The organism is Chitinophaga agrisoli (assembly GCF_008386695.1).
In the GTDB taxonomy this organism is placed as follows: domain Bacteria; phylum Bacteroidota; class Bacteroidia; order Chitinophagales; family Chitinophagaceae; genus Chitinophaga; species Chitinophaga agrisoli.
In genome coordinates, this window is sequence record NZ_VUOC01000001.1 from 307,444 (window position 1) to 322,641 (window position 15,198).

A 15,198-nucleotide genomic window follows, 5' to 3' on the forward strand; every position below is an offset into this window, starting at 1 on the left:
GGGTTATGCGAAAACCATCTTCCATACAGAAAGTTATAAAGATAGCGCTCATTGTCATAGGGTCGTTTGTGTTAGTAGTGGTAGGTACGGGGCTGTATCTGAGCCATCGCTGGAGTAATACGCTGCGCTCCCAGCTGAAGGACTATGTGAAGGAGATGTCAGACAGCCTGTATGAGCTTCATTATGAGCGGGTACAGCTGAATATCCTGAGCGGCAGCCTAACCCTGGATAGTGTTAGCCTGGTAACAGATACGGTGGTATACCACCGTTTACAACAGCAGCAAAGGGCCCCTTCCCTGCTGTATGCGTTTAGTGCGGACCGGGTATCCTTACAGTATTTCAAGGCCTGGCGGTATTTCCTAAAAAAAGAGCTGAGCGCCGGCGCCCTGGTGCTGGAAAGTCCCAGTGTAGTGCTGGAACGGGATTCCCGGAATATAGATACCAGCAGGCACCGGCCAGCATATGAAAACCTGGCCACCAGGATCAAATCCCTGTCTATCGGCACCCTTACCCTGGATAGCACTAATCTTAAGTATACCCTTATTAAAAAAGACAGCGGGCTGGTAATAACCCAATTACACCGCCTAAGCATACATGTAAAGGATTTGCTTATTGACTCTATGGCCATGGTAGATCCTACGCGGTTCCTGTATGCCCGTAATTATGAGCTATATCTTAAGGATTACCGTCACCGTACTAAGGATAGCCTGTATTGGATGATGGTGCGCGATGTAAGCTATAGCGCAGCGGAAAGCACCCTGCGTATAGGACAATTTAGCGTGGAGCCGCGCTACAAGCCCGCGGAATTTGACCGGAAGGTGCAGTTCCAGCGCGACCGGTATGACATCAAACTAAATGATATAGTAGCCAAAGGGCTGGAGCCTTATGCCCTGTTGCAGGAGCAGCAGCTGTGGGCTAAACATATTAATATCGCCAATGGCGTTTTTGATATATACCATAACCGCAGCCTGCCTTCCTCGCCAGGTACCCGGTTGGGGCAGTTCCCGCATCAGTTGCTGTATAAAATGTCGTTACCTGTGTATGTGGATACCCTGGTGGGGAATAAAGTGGACCTTTCGTATAAGGAGGTGAATCCCAAATCGCAGCAGGCGGGTACACTGTTGTTTAAACAGGTGCATGGGGTATTCCGGAATATTACCAATATAGACTCGATGATCAAGAAGGACCGGCATCTTATTGCCGATATGGATGCGGTATTTATGAGAAGCGGTAAGCTGCGGGCGCGTTTTGATTTTCATCTGGGTGATCCCCAGGGCGGGTTTGCCATTTCCGGGCAGCTAAAAAACATGGACGGACGTGAGTTAACGCCTATTACCCGCCCATTGGCGCTGGTGGAGATCAAATCTGCCAATATACAGGACGTATCCTTTACCATGCAGGGTAATGAGCGGGCGGCCAGTGCGGAGGTGAAGTTCATTTATGATCATTTGCGGGTAAGTATCCTGAAAAAGGATGATGAGACCCATGAATTAAAGAAGAAAGGGCTCTTAAGCCTGTTTGCCAATGCTATTGCCATTAAAGACAGTAATCCAACGGATAACGGCAAACTGCATATTGCCCATGTAAACTATCCGCGTGATCCTAAAAAATCTTTCTTTAACCTGGTTTGGAAAACGTTATTTACCGGGGTGAAGGAAACCGCCATATCCGGTAGTGTACCTTTGTAAGCTGATATGTTAAATTTACACCGCCGTCCGGCCTATATATGATGAATATATGAATGTATAAAAGGCATCATTAAGCCAAAAGGCCGGTGTTGGCTGTGGGGGCCTATTTTCGCGTAAACAGGCATCCCTTGAATAAGGCACAAAAACCGGGCATCTATCCCCTTTAAAAAGACCCCGTTTTTTATGGAAATAAGCCCCATTTTCCGTATATTTGCACAATTCACGAGACATTTACTCAACTAGCATTTTACATCAAGATATGAGCGAAGAATTAGCGCAAGTAACTGCCGCCCCCAGTAATGGGTATGATGCGGACAGTATTCAGGTATTGGAAGGCCTGGAAGCGGTACGCAAGCGGCCGGCCATGTATATAGGCGATATTGGTGTTAAAGGATTGCACCACCTGGTGTATGAGGTAGTAGACAACTCTATAGATGAAGCGCTGGCAGGCTTCTGTAAGAATATTGACGTAGTTATCTGTGAAGATAATTCCATACGCGTAACGGATGATGGCCGTGGTATCCCTACCGGCATGAACACCAAAGAAGGCCGCTCCGCCCTGGAAGTGGTAATGACCGTACTGCACGCGGGTGGTAAATTCGACAAAAATACATACAAGGTTTCCGGCGGTTTGCACGGTGTGGGCGTAAGTTGCGTAAACGCCTTAAGCTCTGTGCTGCACGTAACGGTGCACCGCGAAGGAAAGATATTTGAGCAGGAGTACCACCGTGGCATACCTCAATATACTGTACGGGAAATAGGCGACTCCGGTAATACCGGTACGATCACGCATTTTAAACCGGACAACGAGATATTTAAAGACACGACCTATAACCGCGAAATACTCGCAGGCCGTTTACGTGAGCTGGCTTATCTGAACCGTAAGATCAAGATCACGCTGACGGATGAACGTGAAAAGGATGATGCAGGTAATGTTGTGAGCGAGACCTTTTACAGTGAAGGCGGTATCGTTGAATTTGTACAGATGCTGGACCGCAATGGCCGCCGTAACTCCCTGATGCCGGCTCCCATCTTTATAGAAGCGCATGATCCGGATTCTAACGTAGCAGTAGAAGTAGCGCTGCAGTACAATGACTCCTTTAATGAGAACATCTTCTCTTACGTAAATAATATCAACACCATAGAAGGTGGTACACACGTAGCGGGTTTCCGCCGGGCTATTACCCGTGTGTTCAAAAGCTATGGCGATAAGAACAAACTGTTTGAGAAATCCAAGATAGAGGTAACCGGTGATGACTTCCGCGAGGGCCTGAGCTCTATTGTGAGCGTAAAGGTACCGGAGCCGCAGTTTGAAGGCCAGACCAAGACCAAGCTGGGTAACTCTGATGTGATGGGCGTGGTGGACAGCGCAGTGGCTGACGTACTGAATGCCTACCTGGAAGAACATCCCCGTGAGGCCAAGACCGTTATTAATAAGGTGGTGCTGGCAGCACAGGCCCGTGAGGCGGCGCGCAAGGCCCGCCAGCTGGTACAGCGCAAAAGCGTGCTTACCGGCAGCGGTTTACCTGGTAAGCTGGCAGATTGCTCTGAAAATGATCCCGGAAAATGCGAGTTATACCTGGTGGAAGGTGACTCCGCGGGTGGTACTGCCAAGCAGGGCCGGAACCGCGCTTTCCAGGCTATTCTGCCGTTAAGGGGTAAGATCCTGAACGTAGAAAAAGCTATGGAGCACAAGATCTACGAGAACGAGGAGATCAAGAACATCTTTACCGCACTGGGGGTAACCATTGGTACGGAAGAAGATGATAAGGCACTGAACCTGACCAAACTGCGGTATCATAAACTGATCATCATGACGGATGCCGACGTGGACGGCAGCCACATTGCGACATTGATACTGACCTTTGTATTCCGTTATATGAAAGCCCTGGTAGAGCAGGGGTATGTGTATATTGCACAACCGCCGCTGTACCTGGTAAAGAAGGGCAAGGAACAGGAATACGCCTGGACGGAAGAGCAGCGTAAAGCAGCTATTTCCCGCATAGCCGGTGAAGGCAAAGAAGAAAGTGTAGTAATACAGCGTTATAAAGGTTTGGGTGAGATGAATGCCGAGCAGTTATGGGAAACTACCCTGAACCCGGAAAACCGTACCTTAAAACAAGTGACCATTGAAAGTGCTGCGGAAGCAGACCGCGTGTTCAGCATGCTGATGGGCGATGAAGTACCTCCGCGCAGGGAGTTCATCGAGTCCCATGCGAAGTATGCCAAGATCGATGCATAGTTACGCAGCAGACTAAACGCTATTATATTCTAATAAACCCCGGAGATATCTCCGGGGTTTATTTATTTACAGGAGTAACTATCCAGCAGCAAATCCCCTTTTTACTATACGATCTGTATATGAGCTCCATCACTTAATTATAACAGCTATAAATAATTATCTGTACCTGTTCTTTCCTGCAATCTGAGGTGTGGAAAAACGTGTTCTCTACTGATGCCAATATTCCACACACCAGTTTGCTGATAATCAAAAAAGTAGGGAGGGTTGCCTTATTTTATCAAAAAAACTTATAGATAATTTATATAATTTATCAATAATCTTCCTATCTTGCAGCCATATTTATACCTATACCAACGATAAACCTATACCTATGAAATTTATCCGAGTGGCGGCTATGTTGATAGTTGCTGCGATGGCGTACAGCGCATGTGACAAAGATGATGCAGCTCCGGAAACTGAGTTTCAGTTTACTTTTGATGGTAAACAATATTCTTCTCACTCTACCACTGCTTTTATCACTGATACCATTATTGCAGGTCAGAAATCCATGGTGATTGATGGGGTTACCTCTAACATCCATGACCATTTGCAGTTGATCATTATGTCTCCGGATGATTCATTACTGGTAGGTACCTATAGTGGGGCAACAGTATCCCTGATGCCGGTGTCTGATACGACTATGCAGGGCTCTATAGGTCAAAATTCAATTGAAGTTCAAATTTCCAGCATTAATAGTACACGTGCCGAAGGAACATTCCACGGCACATTAAAACAAAATGGTGAAGTCGAAAAGCCATTAACGGACGGGACTTTTAAAGTCAACATTATTAATTAGATCATCGTTTTTTTTGAAATCTTTTTCCATCGGCATGCCCCGCCTTTCCAGGCGGGGCTTTTTTAATATTTATACGGAGACCTATTTTTATTTAACGGGAGTAGCGGGTTGCGGCCATCTGTGACCGCGGCTGGGGAAGGTGTTATTTTCCTTCATATTCATGGATGCGGTATGTTTTTTTCTCCATAACCATCCCATTACGCCGGCGCCTACTGCAAGGGCCAATCCTATACCTTTAAGCATAACAGCAGATTCTACTGCACGTTTACCTATTTTTATCTGACTACGCATAACATATAGTTTTGGTGACAACCCTTAAAATGCCAAAAGTGTGCCATACCACCAGGTACAGCACACTCATTTTAGCAGTTTATTTTATACCAAACACGGCCCTAACTTCTGCCCGCACCTTAATGGTCTTAAAATCAATGTCTGATACAGCGGCTTTATCTTCTGCCTGCATCCGTGCATTGGCCATATACATGGTGTTAACCGGGCGTACATCGCTGTAGTTATCTGTATTGATTTCCTGTACTTCCAGTACGCCGGCAATACTTTCATCAATAGCGCCCAGCAGGTAGTTAGCTTTTGTTTTGGCTGCCTGTAAGGCTTTTATCTTGGCTTCTTTACGATAGTCTTCCATTTTGCTGTGGGTGTAGGAAGCTATATTCACGTTGGAGATCCCTTCTTCATCCACACCTGCGAGAATGATGTTGACCATATCCAGGCGTTTGAGTTTTAAGGTGTATTTCTTTTGCGCCAGGAAATCGGGATCATTCTTTTTCTTGCGCCACCAGTAGTCAGGGTTGTTGCCGAACACGTTTCCGATGGTCAGGTTCTCTTTGTGGATACCTGCATCTGCTACGGCTGTTTGCAGCTGCTTTTCCAGTGTGCTGATATCTATTTTGTTGGTCTTGGTCTTGTAATATTCTTTTAAGGTGATATCCAGGTAGATTTCATCCGGTGTGATCTCTATCTCTGCAGAACCATTCACCTCTATCTTCTTTACGGGAGGTCTATTGTCTGTTTGCTGAGCCCATGCGCTTAATGTAATGGCAAATCCGGCTAATAATAACATTACCTTTTTCATATGCTTTGTATTTGTTTTAATATTTACGTTTCCGTTTTACAGTAGCATGATGCGTGCTTTGGGCAGTATTCCATAAATGGCATAAAAAATTGTTTTCCCGCGCGGTATGAGGATGCTACAGGCAGTTGAAACGTATAAGGCGGGAATATGTTACAGGCTATTGCCGGGCGTCTTCCATGGCTTTGAGGAAGTGGTACAGGTCTGTCATGGAGCGGATACGCTCTACTACCAGCATAAAGTTCTTGCCTACCTGTTTCAGGCGGGCATTGTTTACGCGCGTTTGTACGTAAGTGAGTATATGGTTGAATGTAGGTGATTCGAAATAGGGAGAATCCGGGTTATTGATGAAGTAACAGCGAAGCGTTTCTTCCTTCAACATCATCTTCTCAAAGCCCAGGGCAATGGCCATCCAGCGGCAGCGGATCATCGTGAGCAGATCTTCTACCGGTTGCGGGATGGGGCCAAAACGGTCCTGCAGGCCGGCGGTGAACTCCTTCAGTTTGTCTTCGAGGGTGATGTTATCCAGCTCCTGGTAGAGGTTTAAACGTTCCTGAATGCTTTCTACATAACTATCTGGTATGAGTATTTCCAGGTCTGTATCGATGGTACAGTCGCTGACGAAATCTTTCTTTTGTTCCAGCTGTTCCTTGAAGAGGTCGCGGAACTCGTTTTGTTTGAGCTCGCGGATGGCCTCATCGAGGATCTTCTGGTACATATCGAAGCCTATTTCTGCCACGAAGCCGCTTTGTTCTGCACCCAGCAGGTTACCCGCGCCGCGTATATCCAGATCGCGCATGGAGATCTGGAAGCCGCTGCCCAGCTCACTATGCTGCTCCAGGGTTTGGAGGCGTTTACGGCTATCTGCCGGCAGGGTACTTACCGGGGGCGCCAGCAGGTAACAGAAGGCCTTTTTGTTACTACGGCCCACCCGTCCGCGGAGCTGATGCAGATCACTGAGGCCGAAGTGATGCGCATTATTGATGATGATAGTATTCGCATTAGGAATATCTACCCCACTTTCTACGATGTTGGTACATACCAACACATCAAACTTACGGTCGATGAAGTTGAGGACCACTTCTTCCAGCTGATGGCCTTCGAGCTGTCCGTGGGCGGTAGCAATGCTCAGATCCGGGCAGAGGCCCTGTATGAGGCCGGCCATTTCCTGCAGGCCATTCACCCGGTTGTGGATGAAGTAGACCTGTCCGCCGCGCTCTGTTTCGAAGTAGATGGCATCGCGGATGAGGTCATGATCAAAGACGTGTACTTCTGTTTCTATAGACTGGCGGTTAGGCGGCGGGGTGTTGATGATAGAGAGATCGCGGGCGCCCATGAGCGAGAACTGCAGGGTACGCGGGATAGGCGTAGCGGTGAGGGTGAGCGTGTCTACATTCACCTTGATCTGCTTTAGCTTTTCCTTGGCGGATACGCCAAACTTCTGCTCTTCATCCACTATGAGCACACCCAGGTCTTTGAACTTTACTTCTTTACCCAGGAGGGCATGCGTGCCTACGATGATATCTATCTTACCCTCCGCCAGGCGCTGTAAGGTTTCTTTCTTTTCTTTGGATGACTTAAAACGGTTCAGGTAATCCACCGTACAGGGGAAATCCTTTAAGCGCTCAGAGAAGGTCTTATAGTGCTGGAACGCCAGAATGGTAGTGGGTACCAGTATGGCGGCCTGTTTGCCATCCACCAGGCTTTTAAAGGCAGCACGTACGGCTACTTCTGTTTTACCAAAGCCTACATCGCCACAAACGAGGCGGTCCATAGGTGAGGGTGATTCCATATCCCGCTTCACATCTGCCGTAGCCTTGCTTTGGTCCGGGGTATCGTCATAGATGAAAGAGGCCTCCAGCTCTGTTTGCAGGTAGGTATCCGGCGAGTGGGCAAAACCCTGCTGCGCCTTACGTGCCGCATACAGTAAGATGAGGTCTTTGGCGATATCCTTTACCTGTGTTTTAGCCTTTTCCTTGAGCTTATCCCAGGCATCGCTGCCCAGTTTATTCACTTTGGGCTCTACTCCTTCTTTGCCGGAGTATTTGCTGATCTTATGGAGGGAGTTGATGTTTACATACAACAGGTCGTTGTTCTTGTAAATGATGCGGATGGCTTCCTGCATCTTACCGCCTACCTCTATCTTCTGCAGGCCGCTGTACATGCCTACGCCGTGATCGATATGCGTTACAAAATCCCCGGACTGCAGCTCCCGGAGGGTTTTCATGGTGATCGCCTTATTCTTGTTATAGGCCTGCTTTACCTTGTATTTGTGGTAACGCTGGAAGATCTGGTGATCTGTATAACAAACGATCTTAAGGCTATGATCTATGAAGCCCTGGCCGATAGCCACGGGAATGGGATAGAATACGAATTGCGCTTTCAGGTCTTCGAAGATGCTGCGCAGCCTTTCCAGCTGGCGGGCATTATCCGCAAAGATGAAGAGGGCGTATTTACGGCTATCGTGCTGGGAGAGATCCCGCAGCAGCATTTCGAATTGCCTGTTAAATACGGGTTGTTCCTGTGTGGAGAAGGAGATGTCTGTAACCTGACGGCCAGTTTCTTCCCACCAATGGCTTTTGCCGAAGGTGATGCAGTGGCGTTGCATGAGCTGATCCATCAGGATGGAGGCCTTTACGAAGTCGTCTTCGGAGAGGGTCATTTCCTCATCGTCATCCACCTTCACTTTCTGGCCTGTCTGGAGCCAGTCATCGAGGCGTTGCTCCAGCTGTTCGATAACGCCCTGTACATAGGCAGGGTCTTTCATCCACACGATGGTATTGGCGGGCAGGAACTCTGTTAACGCGGTTTTCTGATGGTCCGTAGCATGGGTATCCATGTTGGCGATCAGGGTTACCTGGTTCAGTTTGCGCTCGCTGAGCTGTGTTTCCGGATCAAAGAGGCGGATGGAGTCGATATCTTCTCCGAACAGCTCTATGCGGTATGGTTTATCGTTGCCAAAGGAATAGATATCCAGGATGCCGCCGCGTACGGCGTATTGCCCGGGTTCGTATACAAAGTCCGTGTAGTGGAAGCCCCAGCTTACCAGTTTCTCCAGCAGGTCATCGACCTTGAGCACATCCGCTACCCGCAGCTGCACCATGTTGGTGTTGAAAGCGGTGGAGCCGGCTACTTTTTCCCAGAGGGCTTCCGGGTAGGTGACGAGGATCTTTTTGCGGATGGAGCCGCCGGAGAATTTCATGAGGGCTTCTGTACGCAGCATGCTATGGCTGCTGTTGAGCTCCTGGAACTGGCCGGTTTTCTTAAAAGAGTCCGGGAAATAGAAGATATCCAGGGCCTGGCTGAGTTGTTCCAGATCGTTATGGAAATAGGCTGCCTCTTCTTTATCGTTTAGAATAAAGAGATGGTTTGCTTGTTCCATATGTTGCCAGGTACCGACGGCGATAAAATTAACGGCGCTGCCTGTGAGACCGGAGAGCTGGAAGTATTGGGGAGCGGGTAAATGCAATCCCTTGACCAGTTCCTGCAGGCGGGCGTCCCGTTGGTACAACTGTAAAACACCCTGTAGATTCATGAAGGGTGCAAAATTAGGGAAAAATGGGCAGATTGATGTGCTAATATGCGGATGTGCTAATGTGCTAATGGGAATGCGGCAGATCGGAGGAGGGAGAATGGCCCGAGGGGTATTGTAGGCAGGGGGCATTTGGTGGTAGGGTGTAAGGTTGCGATGCAGTTGCAGTAACGTTGCTAAGCAGTTGCCATGCAAGTGAGGTATATGGCGACGGGGAGTGCGATGTTGTAGAAGGCCTTTTGGAGGACTGCCAACTTTTTTTGTTAAATTACAGTAAACACCCCTACATTATGTTGGAGCAATGGCACACCGGTCAGGTTACCAGGATCATCAACGAGACCTATAACACCCGCCGCTTCTGGATACAGATACCAGATATGGATCGCTTCGATTTTAAGCCAGGACAATTTGTGACGCTGGATCTTCCTATCCATGAGAAAAAGAACAAACGATGGCGCAGCTATTCTATCGCCTCACACCCTAATGGCAGCAATGAAATAGAGCTGGTGATCGTACTGCTGGAGGGCGGAGCGGGCACTACCTACCTCTTTAACGAGGTGAAGGAGGGCAGTGAGCTACTGTTGCGGGGGCCCCTGGGCCTGTTTGTGCTGCCGGAAACGCTGGACAGGGACCTGTTCTTTGTGTGCACGGGCACGGGGATAGCGCCATTCCGCTCCATGGCCTACTATATTCACGAGCATCAGATCCCCCATAAAAACATTTACCTTATCTATGGCAGCAGATATATCAAAGACCTGCTGTACCCCACAGAAATGCAGCAGCTGCAGGCTATGCTGCCGGACTTCTACTATATTCCCACCTTATCCCGGGAGGACGCCAACGGCTGGGATGGCCGTAAAGGGTATGTACATACGATCTACGAAGAGATGCTGTCCGCAGAAAAACGCCCGGCGCATTTTTTCCTGTGCGGATGGAAGGCGATGATCGATGAGGCCAAACAGCGGATCCTGTGCATGGGGTATGACAGGAAAGATATTCACCTGGAATTGTACGGTTAAAAGTGCATGCTGCACAAAAAAATAGCAGTCATAGGACATATGACTGCTAAAATGTATTTATCAATATAAAATTTACAGGATAGCGGCTAAGACCTTTTCCCTTACCTGGGACAAGGGTATACGTTCCTGCTCCATGTTATCGCGGTAGCGGATGGTAACGGTATTGTCTTCTTTGGTCTGATGATCGATCGTTACGCAGAAGGGCGTACCGATGGCATCCTGACGACGGTAGCGTTTGCCGATGGTGTCCTTTTCTTCATAATAGCAATAGAAAGAGGACTTGCACTGGTCCATGAGCTCGCGGGCAATTTCCGGTAAACCATCTCTTTTGGTAAGCGGGAAGATCGCCAGTTTGATGGGGGCCAGCTTAGCGGGGAATTTCAGTACCACGCGGCTGTCCTGTTTTTCCGGGGTGCTCAGGTCCTGCTCTTCGTAGGCGTTGCATACGGTGAGGAGGAACATGCGGTCCAGGCCTATGGAGGTTTCTATTACGTAGGGGGTGTAGTTCTGGTTGATCTCCGGGTCGAAGTACTGCATTTTCTTTTTGCTGAACTCCTGGTGACGGCCCAGATCATGGTCTGTACGGCTGTGGATACCTTCTACCTCTTTGAAGCCGATGGGGAAATCGTATTCGATATCCACGGCGGCATCTGCATAGAAAGCCAGCTTTTCGTGGTCCTTGAAGCGGTATTTTGCAGCGTCTGTACCCAGGCTCAGGTGCCATTTCATGCGTTCCTGTTTCCAGTAGGCGTACCATTCTTCCTGGCTGCCGGGTCGGATGAAGAACTGCATTTCCATTTGCTCGAACTCGCGCATACGGAAAATGAACTGGCGGGCCACGATCTCGTTGCGGAATGCCTTACCTATCTGGGCGATACCGAAGGGGATCTTCATACGGCCGGTTTTCTGCACGTTCAGGAAGTTCACGAAGATACCCTGGGCTGTTTCCGGGCGCAGGTAGATCTCGCTGGCTTCGTCTGTAACGCTGCCCAGCTGGGTGGAAAACATCAAGTTAAACTGGCGAACATCGGTCCAGTTAACGGTACCGCTGACGGTACATTTTATCTTATTGTCTTCTATGAGCTTCTTTAAGCCGGCCAAGTCATCCGCTGCCAGCAGGGCGTTCATTTGCTGGAGCAGGGCATCACTTTCTGCCTCGGGCAGGGTTTCTGCGTGGGCCTCGATCAGGTGATCTACGCGGTAGCGTTTTTTGCTGTCCTTATTGTCGATCATAGGATCGCTGAAGCCGTCTACGTGGCCGGAGGCTTTCCAGGTGGTGGGATGCATAAAAATGGCGGCGTCGATGCCCACGATGTTCTCGTGCATCTGGGTCATACTTTTCCACCAATAGTCGCGTATATTCTTCTTCAGCTCTGCGCCGTACTGACCGTAATCGTATACTGCGCTAAGCCCGTCATATATTTCACTGGATGGGAAAACGAAACCGTATTCTTTACAATGCGAAATGATCGCCTGGAATTTATTGTGATCTGTAGACATAGTGGCGCAAAGATAATAGCTAATGAAATATTGTGCTAATGTCACTGCGGTGGTATTAGCCTTATTGTGGTGAAATAGCGTTTTGTCTGTGGAAAAGGGATCAAATTATTTTATGTTTAATACGTTATAGGTTGAGTGTAATACCATCAGACGGGAATAACGGTGAAATCACGGTTTTATTTCCGTGAAATACAGTACCGCGGGGCTTTTACGCCCGCCTTAGGAGGAGAAAATGGCTGAAAAGCGCTGTAACACAGGAAAGACACGGGTGGCACAGGAGTGTGACACGTGTAGCACACGGGTGGCATACGGGAAATATACGGGGCGGGTTTATGCTTCCTCTTCGACCTCGACCTGTTTTACCCATACGGCGTAGTCGTTGGGGTAGATCCTTTCACCAAAGTGTTGTACGTGCACCCGGGTAAATTCTGCGCCAAAATAGAGGATGGCGGCGGAATAATATACCCATAGGAGGATGATCACAATAGAACCGGCGGCCCCATAGGTGGAGCCCACTTTGCTGGCGCCCAGGTACAGACCGATGCCGAATTTGCCCAGCATAAACAGGATGGCGGTGGCGATGGCGCCTACAATCACATCTTTCCAGCGGATACGGGCATCCGGCAGGACCTTAAATATAACGGCGAAGAGGGTGGTGATGACGAGGAAGGTGATCAACAGGTTGACCAGGTAAATGACGAATACGGCTACTCCCGGGAAGAGCTGGGCCAGACGCTGGTTAAAAAGCTCTATGATACCGTTCACCACCAGGGATACCAGCAGGATAAAGCCCATGCTGACTACCAGGGAAAAGGATTGCAGCCGGTTCATGAGCATGCGCAGGAAGCCTTTTCCTTTTCTGGGTTTGGATTTCAGGCGCCAGATGGTATTTATGGAGTCCTGGATCTCTGCGAATACGCCGGTAGCACCTAATATCAGGGTGATAAAGCCTACAATGGTGGCCCAGCTCATATCCTGCGAGAGGGTAGCGTTGCGGATCATTTGCTGTACCTGGATGGCGGCCTCACTGCCTACCAGTCCCTTGATCTGGGAGTACAGGGTGCCTTCGATGGCTTCCCGGCCCAGGAACAGGTCGCAGAAAAAAATGATCACGATGAGCATGGGGGCTACGGAGAAGATGGTATAATAAGCCAGGGAAGCGCTCAGTTTCAGCACCTTATCATCGATAAAATCGCTGACTGTTTGCTTCAGGATCTGCCAGTAGGTCTTTATTTTGGTTGTTAATCGCATGGGCTCAATGCTTTAGTTACAGATCACAAATGATGGTCCAAATGCTGGCAGCGATGAAATGCCGTCTTATGGAGGGCGCTTATCTGAGGACTGGGAGATGGGCGCGGTTGCTACAGATCGCGCGTAATTGCCACACCGGCGTTATCTGAGTTTTTCGTTCTGCTGGTGGCGGTCAGCATCGCGGATGTTCTTTTTCTCGAAGTTCTTTTCCAGGGCCACTGTCATGTCTATGCCGGTTTGGTTGGCGATGCAGAGCAGGACCCACATTACATCGGCCAGCTCATCTGCCAGGTCTTTCTTTTTATCGGATTCTTTGGCTGACTGGTCACCGTACTGGCGGGCCATGATGCGGGCCACTTCGCCCACCTCTTCTGTAAGGATGGCCATATTGGTGAGCTCACTGAAATAGCGTACGCCCGTGGTGTTGATCCATTGATCTATTTTTTGCTGCGCTTCCTGAATGGTCATAACGATGGCTTTTTGCAGGGCTAAGATAAAGGATTAGTTGTTATATTCGCCCGGAACTCAACCTATTACAACTACATGAAAGCACCTTTTCTTTTACTGGCTGCCGCTGCACTGGCGGCGGTGAGCTGTCAGCAACCGGCTGGCAATACCGGCGGTACTACAGACAGCACGGCAACGGCGGATACCGTAACAGCCAGTCAGCAGATCCAATCCGGCCCGCAATGTTTTACCCAGATCGTGGGCAGGGATACGGCCTATCTGCAACTGCTTACCATTAACAGTGACAGCGTAAGCGGTAAGCTGGAATATCATCATTATGAAAAAGACTCCAATAAGGGAGAGATCAAAGGCACTTTGCGTAATAACATACTGGCGTTGCAGTATCAATTTATGAGCGAAGGCACTACCAGTACGGTACCGGCTGTGTTTAAGATGGATGGGGAGCAGGTGTATGCGGGGCTGCCGGGTAGTTTTGATAAAGAGGGCGTGCCTGTGTTTGACCAGGATCCTGCACTTATAAAGTTTGATACGATACCGTTTTTAAAGACGACCTGTCCGTAAGTTTATTGGGGTACGCAGGCGGGCGCTATTCCTTGTCCTGCGTATCTATCCAGATGGTGACCGGGCCATCATTCAGCAATGCGACCTTCATATCCGCCCCAAAAATGCCGGTCTGCACCGGTTTTCCCAGATCAGTACCCAGCCGGGCGATCATTTTCTCATACATAGGGATAGCGATATCCGGTTTGCTGGCACGTATATACGAAGGGCGGTTGCCTTTTTTTGTAGCGGCGTGCAGGGTAAACTGGCTAACGAGCAGGATATCGCCGCCGGTTTCCCGGAGGGAGAGGTTCATGACGCCCGCATCATCATTAAAAATGCGCAGGTTCACGATCTTGTTACTGAGCCAGCTGAGATCTTCCTGGGTATCTGCATCCTCTATCCCCACCAATACCAGCAGTCCGGCGCCTATCTGGCCGGTGATATTTCCATCTACCGTTACTGATGCCTGTGTTACCCTTTGTATAACTGCCCGCATATTTTAGCACTTTTTGTGCGGAAGTTAATAAATTGCACAGATGCAACCGGATATTTCAGCGGAAATAAGCTTCCGCACGGCCCGTAGTGGCGGTAAAGGCGGACAGAATGTAAACAAGGTGGAGACCATGGTGGAAGGGTATTTTGATATTGAGGGCTCCGCGCTGTTAACGCCGGAGCAGAAAGCGCTTTTGCAGCAAAAACTGGCGAACCGTATTACGGCGGAAGGGCTGCTGCAGGTACGCTCGCAGGAGGCCCGCACGCAGCTGGGTAATAAACGGATAGTGGTGAAGAAGATGCTGGAGATGGTGCATAAAGCGCTTATCAAGCCTAAAAAGCGGGTAGCGACGAAGCCATCGAAGGCGGCGAAGGAGAAGCGGATCCAGTTTAAGAAGCGGTTATCTGAGAAGAAGCAGCAGCGGCGGGGAGGAATGGAGTGAATGTGCGGATGTGCTAATGTGCGGATGTGCTAATGGGAATGCAGCGGAGATGTGTGGGGAGGTGAGCTGGGGATGAATTTGGGGATGTGGGGGCAGAT

At 49.2% G+C, this 15,198-nt stretch carries 12 protein-coding genes and 1 pseudogene; 6 read left to right on the forward strand and 7 right to left on the reverse strand.

Annotated elements, in window-relative coordinates; translation table 11 throughout:
* Positions 1–5 precede the first annotated feature (5 nt).
* From F0L74_RS01235 to F0L74_RS01245, 3 genes are all read left to right on the forward strand, one after another.
* Positions 6–1,688, forward strand: coding sequence for an AsmA family protein (locus tag F0L74_RS01235; protein ID WP_149836024.1), 1,683 nt, complete (start codon positions 6–8; stop codon positions 1,686–1,688).
* Between the two features lie 259 nt (positions 1,689–1,947).
* Entirely contained in the window at positions 1,948–3,930 is a 1,983-nt protein-coding gene (gyrB, locus tag F0L74_RS01240) for a DNA topoisomerase (ATP-hydrolyzing) subunit B (RefSeq protein WP_149836025.1), read from the forward strand.
* A 370-nt stretch (positions 3,931–4,300) separates the two neighbouring features.
* Positions 4,301–4,765 carry a hypothetical protein gene (locus F0L74_RS01245; RefSeq protein ID WP_149836026.1) on the forward strand — a complete coding sequence of 155 codons (465 nt, stop codon included), beginning with the start codon at positions 4,301–4,303 and terminating at the stop codon, positions 4,763–4,765.
* Between the two features lie 87 nt (positions 4,766–4,852).
* On the opposite strand, the gene F0L74_RS01250 is transcribed toward F0L74_RS01245, so the two are convergent.
* The 3 genes from F0L74_RS01250 to mfd form a co-directional block, all read right to left on the reverse strand.
* Positions 4,853–5,056: a hypothetical protein gene (locus F0L74_RS01250; RefSeq protein WP_149836027.1), complete on the reverse strand. Its 204-nt coding sequence runs from the start codon at positions 5,054–5,056 to the stop codon at positions 4,853–4,855.
* A 79-nt stretch (positions 5,057–5,135) separates the two neighbouring features.
* Entirely contained in the window at positions 5,136–5,855 is a 720-nt protein-coding gene (locus F0L74_RS01255; protein WP_149836028.1) for an SIMPL domain-containing protein, read from the reverse strand.
* A 157-nt stretch (positions 5,856–6,012) separates the two neighbouring features.
* Positions 6,013–9,387 carry a transcription-repair coupling factor gene (gene mfd / locus F0L74_RS01260; protein WP_149836029.1) on the reverse strand — a complete coding sequence of 1,125 codons (3,375 nt, stop codon included), beginning with the start codon at positions 9,385–9,387 and terminating at the stop codon, positions 6,013–6,015.
* Positions 9,388–9,674: 287 nt separating this feature from the next.
* Between mfd and F0L74_RS01265 the strand changes: the two genes are divergently transcribed.
* Positions 9,675–10,403: a ferredoxin--NADP reductase gene (locus F0L74_RS01265; RefSeq protein WP_149836030.1), complete on the forward strand. Its 729-nt coding sequence runs from the start codon at positions 9,675–9,677 to the stop codon at positions 10,401–10,403.
* Between the two features lie 72 nt (positions 10,404–10,475).
* Here the strand turns inward: F0L74_RS01265 and F0L74_RS01270 are convergent, their stop codons facing one another.
* The 3 genes from F0L74_RS01270 to F0L74_RS01280 form a co-directional block, all read right to left on the reverse strand.
* A complete protein-coding gene (locus F0L74_RS01270; protein ID WP_149837200.1) occupies positions 10,476–11,903 on the reverse strand; it encodes a glycine--tRNA ligase in 1,428 nt (475 codons plus the stop codon).
* Positions 11,904–12,233: 330 nt separating this feature from the next.
* A complete protein-coding gene (locus tag F0L74_RS01275) occupies positions 12,234–13,154 on the reverse strand; it encodes a YihY/virulence factor BrkB family protein (RefSeq protein ID WP_149836031.1) in 921 nt (306 codons plus the stop codon).
* 141 nt (positions 13,155–13,295) lie between these two features.
* Positions 13,296–13,622, reverse strand: coding sequence for a nucleotide pyrophosphohydrolase (locus tag F0L74_RS01280; RefSeq protein ID WP_149836032.1), 327 nt, complete (start codon positions 13,620–13,622; stop codon positions 13,296–13,298).
* A gap of 75 nt (positions 13,623–13,697) precedes the next feature.
* On the opposite strand from F0L74_RS01280, the gene F0L74_RS01285 reads away from it, so the two are divergent.
* On the forward strand, positions 13,698–14,183 hold the full coding sequence (locus F0L74_RS01285; RefSeq protein WP_149836033.1) for a hypothetical protein: 486 nt from the start codon (positions 13,698–13,700) through the stop codon (positions 14,181–14,183).
* A 25-nt stretch (positions 14,184–14,208) separates the two neighbouring features.
* Here the strand turns inward: F0L74_RS01285 and dtd are convergent, their stop codons facing one another.
* Positions 14,209–14,661: a D-aminoacyl-tRNA deacylase gene (gene dtd, locus F0L74_RS01290; protein ID WP_149836034.1), complete on the reverse strand. Its 453-nt coding sequence runs from the start codon at positions 14,659–14,661 to the stop codon at positions 14,209–14,211.
* Positions 14,662–14,719: 58 nt separating this feature from the next.
* Here dtd and arfB point away from each other — a divergent pair.
* A pseudogene (arfB, locus tag F0L74_RS01295) lies at positions 14,720–15,100 on the forward strand (alternative ribosome rescue aminoacyl-tRNA hydrolase ArfB); the annotation flags it as partial.
* Positions 15,101–15,198: the final 98 nt, after the last annotated feature.

Excerpts from the sequence above, each read along its gene's own strand:
- F0L74_RS01235 (WP_149836024.1), top strand. The coding sequence starts at position 6 with ATGCGAAAACCATCTTCCATACAGAAAGTTATAAAGATAGCGCTCATT.
- gyrB (WP_149836025.1), top strand. The coding sequence starts at position 1,948 with ATGAGCGAAGAATTAGCGCAAGTAACTGCCGCCCCCAGTAATGGGTAT.
- F0L74_RS01245 (WP_149836026.1), top strand. The coding sequence starts at position 4,301 with ATGAAATTTATCCGAGTGGCGGCTATGTTGATAGTTGCTGCGATGGCG.
- F0L74_RS01250 (WP_149836027.1), bottom strand. The coding sequence starts at position 5,056 with ATGCGTAGTCAGATAAAAATAGGTAAACGTGCAGTAGAATCTGCTGTT.
- F0L74_RS01255 (WP_149836028.1), bottom strand. The coding sequence starts at position 5,855 with ATGAAAAAGGTAATGTTATTATTAGCCGGATTTGCCATTACATTAAGC.
- mfd (WP_149836029.1), bottom strand. The coding sequence starts at position 9,387 with ATGAATCTACAGGGTGTTTTACAGTTGTACCAACGGGACGCCCGCCTG.
- F0L74_RS01265 (WP_149836030.1), top strand. The coding sequence starts at position 9,675 with ATGTTGGAGCAATGGCACACCGGTCAGGTTACCAGGATCATCAACGAG.
- F0L74_RS01270 (WP_149837200.1), bottom strand. The coding sequence starts at position 11,903 with ATGTCTACAGATCACAATAAATTCCAGGCGATCATTTCGCATTGTAAA.
- F0L74_RS01275 (WP_149836031.1), bottom strand. The coding sequence starts at position 13,154 with ATGCGATTAACAACCAAAATAAAGACCTACTGGCAGATCCTGAAGCAA.
- F0L74_RS01280 (WP_149836032.1), bottom strand. The coding sequence starts at position 13,622 with ATGACCATTCAGGAAGCGCAGCAAAAAATAGATCAATGGATCAACACC.
- F0L74_RS01285 (WP_149836033.1), top strand. The coding sequence starts at position 13,698 with ATGAAAGCACCTTTTCTTTTACTGGCTGCCGCTGCACTGGCGGCGGTG.
- dtd (WP_149836034.1), bottom strand. The coding sequence starts at position 14,661 with ATGCGGGCAGTTATACAAAGGGTAACACAGGCATCAGTAACGGTAGAT.